Source organism: Streptomyces sp. WAC06614, from assembly GCF_003949795.1.
Classification (GTDB): Bacteria; Actinomycetota; Actinomycetes; order Streptomycetales; family Streptomycetaceae; genus Streptomyces.
In genome coordinates, this window is the sequence record NZ_RPRY01000421.1 from 1 (window position 1) to 5,037 (window position 5,037).

Consider the following 5,037-nt stretch of genomic DNA (forward strand, 5'->3'; position numbering starts at 1 on the left):
CCCCCGTCCTGTACCTGCTGGCCCACCCCGGCGACGCCCTGGCCGCCACCGGCTCGGAGCTCCACCGGGACCTCGCCGCACCGGACCGCCCGGTGGCCGTGGTCTGCCTCGCGGCGGGCGAACGGACCGACCGCGACCGGCTGCTGCACCGGCTCGGCCGGGACGCCGCCTGGCACCACCGCACCGAGGAACTCCCCGACGGCGAAAGCCTGGACGTCCACTCCGTGGCCGGGGACCCGTGCATCGAGGTGTGCTTCACCGACCCCGGACGGCCCCTGCCGGCCGACCCGCCCGAGCCCCTGGTGGACCGGGTCACGGCCCTGCTCGCCCGGTTCGCCCCGGCCACCGTCCGTACCCTCGACCCCGACCCCGAGCACACCGGCTGGAGCGAGGAGCACGGCGCCGTCCGCCCCGACCACCCGGAGCACTCCGCGGTCGCCCAGGCCCTGCTGGAGGCCGTGCACCGGGCCACCGCCGACGGCGCCGCCCCCGTGGCCGTCGAATGCTTCCGCCCGGCCGCACCCTGCACCGGCGCCCACCCGGTCCGGATCCCCGCCGTCGTCCGCTACCCCGGCCGCCGGGTCTGGCTCACCCGGGGCCCCCAGGGCCACCTGACCGCCTACGCCGCCCTGGGCGGCGCCGTGGCCCGCTGGACCGAACGCACGCCCGGCGGCCCCGACTGGAGCGGGCGCGAACTGCTGCGCACACCCCGCCTGCTCCCCTTCCTGGCCGTCGCCCAGGCCCCGGTCGGCTGGGTCCACCTGGTGTCGCTGCGCCGCACCCCGCTGCCCTCGGGCGGGGCCACCGTCGAGGTGATGCACGCCGTGCAGTACCAGAGCGGCCGGCCGGTGGGGGAGTGGCGCTCGCTCGGCAACCCCCACGGCACCGGCCACGACAAGGGCCGCGAGGTGGGCGTGCCCGCCGTCGTGGTCGACCCCGACGGCTGCGCCCACGTCTACGTCCGCAACTTCGGACGCGGCGTCAGCGCCCGCTCCCAGCGCCCCGACGGCTCCTGGGCCCCCTGGCGCGACCTGGGCGGCTCGGAGGTCCAGGACGGCCTGGCCGCCCTGCTCGACGACCGAGGCCGCCCCGAACTGTTCGCGCCCTCCACCGAGGGCGTGCTGCGCTGGCACCGCGACGACGCCGGCGAGCTGCGCCCGACGCCGCGCGAGCGGATGCCCCTGGTCGCCGCCCCCGGCACGGCCCTGGCGGCGCTCGCCTCCGGCCCCGGCCGGATCACCGTCTACGGGTGCGACGCGCGCGACCGGATGCTCTACGCCTGCCGCACCGACGGCGCCGCCACCGCCGTGGGCACCGCCGGCGGGGCCGGGGTCTGCGTCCTGCGCACCCCCGTCGACGGCTACGACTGCACGGTCCTGCTCCAGCGCTCCGCCGAAGGCGTCACCGCCGTCGGCGCCTACCCCACCGAGCAGGAGCACGCCGGGCTGTGGTGGGAGCGGACCGGCGGCCCGGGCACCCGGGAACCGGCCGCGGCGGTCGACGCGTTCGGCCGGCTGGTGGTCGCCTCGCTCGACCCCGACGGCCGGCTCGCCGTCGCCCGGCAGGACGGCGCGCTGCCCGGCCTGGTGCTCGGCGGCTGGACGACGGCCTAGGAGCGGCATGCGTTCACCCGTCATCCATCATCTATTCTTCTCATCTTGCAGCGGTTGGGGCGGGGCTCTGCAACAAGGAGTCCGGTGCGAACCCTGCGGGAAGGCTGAGCGTGGCAACCATGCCTGACGTGACGGCACGGACGCCGGAGCCGGTGGCGCTCCCGCGGATCCGGGTCGGTGACACGGGCGACGAGGCCTACGCGCACCCCGGGGCCACTCCGCTGGCCGCCCGCGAGGGCAACCGTGCCGCGGTGGCCGAGCTGCTGGACCACCTCGGCATCTTCTGCTTCGCCGTGCCCGGCCGGTCCGACCACGGCACCGTCCTCGGTGTCGCCGCCGAGGACCGCACCCGGGTGCTGGAGGCCCTCGCCCGCTGCCTGGCCCACAGCCCCGGACACGTGACCTGGCTCCAGGAGTCGCCCGTCCGCACGCCCCGGCCCCGCCCCAGCACCGACCCGCGCGCCTGGCAGGGCCCGGCCGACGCGGTCGGGGTCCAGGTGAGCTGGTACCGCACCGACCCCGGCGGGCACTTGCTGCTCGGTCACGAGTACGGCTGCGCCGTGGAGTTCTGGAACCGCCAGGGCGACCGCCTGGTCGCCCCGCGCGCCAACCGCGGCGCCTGGTCGGTGGCCGCGGCCGGCCCCAACGTCTGGGGAGCGGCCCGGCTGTTCACCCGCTTCGCCTCCGACCACACCCCGGCCGACGTCGCGCCCCCGCTGGCCACCCGCCCCGAGTTCCTGGTGCCCGGCATCGAGGACATCGACTTCCCCGTCGACGCCGTCTACACCTGGGTGGACGGCGACGACCCGGCGTGGCAGGCCCGCAAGGCCGCCGCGAAGGGCGAGGCGTACCACGCGGAGTCGGCGAGCCAGGCCCGCTTCCTCAGCCGTGACGAGCTGCGCTACTCCCTGCGTTCCCTGCACCTGTTCGCGCCCTGGATCCGCAACGTCCACGTGGTCACCGACGACCAGGTGCCCGGCTGGATGCGCACCGACGTGCCCGGCTTCCACGTCGTCCCCCACCGCGAGATCTTCCGGAACCCGGCCGACCTGCCGACGTTCAACTCGCACGCCATCGAGAGCCAGCTGCACCACATCGACGGACTGGCCGAGCACTTCCTGTACTTCAACGACGACATGTTCCTCGGCCGCCCCGTCACCCCGCACGCCTTCTTCACCCCGGTCGGCGCCGCCCGCTACTTCCCCTCGCCCAACCGCATCCCCCAAGGACCGGTGGCCGAGACCGACACCCCGGTCGACGCGGCCTGCAAGAACAACCGCGCCCTGCTGGCCGGGCGGTTCGGCCGGGTCATCACCCAGCCCATGGAACACATCCCGTACGCGCTGCGGCGCAGCGCCATGGCCGAGGCGGAGGCCGAGTTCCCCGAGGCCTGGGCGCGGACCGCGGCCAGCCGCTTCCGGGCCATGACGGACCTGTCGCCCACCTCCTCCTTCGCCCTCTACTACGCCGCCCTCACCGGCCGCGCCCAGCCCGGCTCGCTGCGCTTCGCCTACCTCCGGCTCTCCAGCGCGGACCTCGCCGACCGGCTGGACAAGCTGCTCGAAGGGCGCGACCACGACTCGTTCTGCCTCAACGACACCTTCTCCACGGTGGAGGACGTCGAGGCCCAGCAGGAACTGCTCGACCGGTTCCTCGGCTCCTACTTCCCGACCCCCAGCCCCTGCGAACACACCGGTGAGGAGCGTGTGCCGTGGCCGAACCCGATTCCATGAGCTCCGCCGCCGAGGTGTACGCCAAGCTGGTGCCGCTGCCGGTCCGGGTCGCCGCCCGCAAGGTGCCGCCGCGGATGCGGCACCGGGTGCGCACCCGCCTGGACCGCTCGCTGGCCGCCCGCGAGTCGCGGCTGCACCAGCGCGCCCTGAAGCGGGTGCGCTCCGGGGCGTTCGACAACCTTCCCGAGCGCCGGGTCAAGGCCCGCGACGGACGGGTCGGCCACGTCCACCCCGGCCTGACCGCCGACCTGGCCCGGCGCACCGACCTGGGCCTGGTCACCACCGCGCTGGACCTCGCCGGCATCCCGTGGTTCGCGGTGCCCGCGCTGGACGACCGGCGGCTCGCCCTCGCCGTGCCGCACGAGCGCAAGCCCGACGTACGGCGGGTGCTGCGGGCCCTGCTGGAGGACCAGACCGGCTACGTCGTCTCGGCCCTCCCGGCCAACGAGTCCACGGCCCGGATCCCCGGCAGTCACGTCAAGGCCTGGAAGCACTTCGCCAAGGCCCGGGTGATCCGGCTGGTCTGGCTGCGCACCGACCCGACCCTGTCCCTGTGGGTCGGCGAGGGCCAGGGCGTGGAGATCGAGTTCTGGACCCCGAACACCGCGCTGGACCACCCCCGGCTGGTCGGCCCCCGCCCCAACCGGGTCCAGCGGGTGGTGCCCGCCGGGCCGGGCCACGTCATCGAGATCCCCCACCAGCGGCTCAGCGGCTACGCCGGCACCACCACCGACGACGGGGCCGAGGCCGACCGGACCCTGACCCGCGAGCACTTCGACGTCCCGCGGATCGAGGAGGTCACCTACCCGGTGGACGCGGTCGTGCTCTGGCAGCACACCGAGCCCTGGGCGCAGGAACTGCTGCGGGCCACGCTGCGCTCGCTGCACCAGTACGCGCCCTGGGTGCAGCAGGTGCACCTGGTGGCGTCCGCGCCGGTGCCCGCCTGGGTGCGCGGCGGCGAGCGGCTGCGGGTGCTCGGCGCCGGCACCGCGACCGACCCGGCCCTGCACGTGCTGCCCGACACCGCCGCCCGCTTCCTGCTGTTCCGGCCGGGCGCCCTGCTGGGCCGGCCGGTGCGCCCGTTCGACTACTTCACCCCGATGGGCGGGACCCGGCCGCGCCGCTCCGGCTGGTCCGCCGCGGAGGCCGCCGCGCCGTGGACGGCCACGGCCTTCGCCTGGACCGGCCGGGCCGTCGCCCACGGCTGGGCGTACGGCCCCCAGCCGTACACCGTCGAGGTGCTCGCCGCCCTGGGTGAGGACCGTACGGGGGCGGGCGACGCCCCCGACCTCCAGTACGCCCCCGAACTCCCCGGCACCCACCCGCTGGACGGCCCCGTCCACCACTGCGCCCAGGCGGTGGGCCTGGCCGAACCCTCCGGCGAGGCCAGCCTGGCCCTGCACGCGGCCATGCCGGGGCTCAAGCGCTGGTTGGACCGGCTGCTGGTGCGCCGCGACATGCAGCAGTTCCACCTGATGGGCCTGGGCGCGGCCGAGGCCGCCTCCCCGGCCGTCGAGGGCGGCCGCAGCGGCACCCGGTCCGTCCTGGACTTCCTCCGCCGCTACTACCCGGTCCCCAGCCCCTACGAGTACCCGGCCCTGTCCTTCCTGCTGCTCGGCTCGCTGGCGCAGCTGTCCAGCTTCCTCTACCTGAGCACCCTGATCTTCAGCGGTGCCCGGCTGTCCGCCGCG

Annotated in this window: 3 protein-coding genes; all 3 read left to right on the top strand. The window is 75.8% G+C overall.

The features are described 5' to 3' along the window. Positions 1 to 1,613, top strand: a 1,613-nt coding sequence (locus EF918_RS32220; protein WP_125652452.1) for a PIG-L family deacetylase, incomplete at its 5' end; no start/stop codon positions are given. A 152-nt stretch (positions 1,614 to 1,765) separates the two neighbouring features. After that, on the top strand, positions 1,766 to 3,346 hold the full coding sequence (locus EF918_RS32225; protein WP_260610862.1) for a stealth family protein: 1,581 nt from the start codon (positions 1,766 to 1,768) through the stop codon (positions 3,344 to 3,346). Further along, on the top strand, positions 3,325 to 5,037 hold a 1,713-nt coding region (locus EF918_RS32230; RefSeq protein ID WP_185922020.1), incomplete at its 3' end, for a sugar phosphotransferase. The genes EF918_RS32225 and EF918_RS32230, both read left to right, overlap by 22 nt.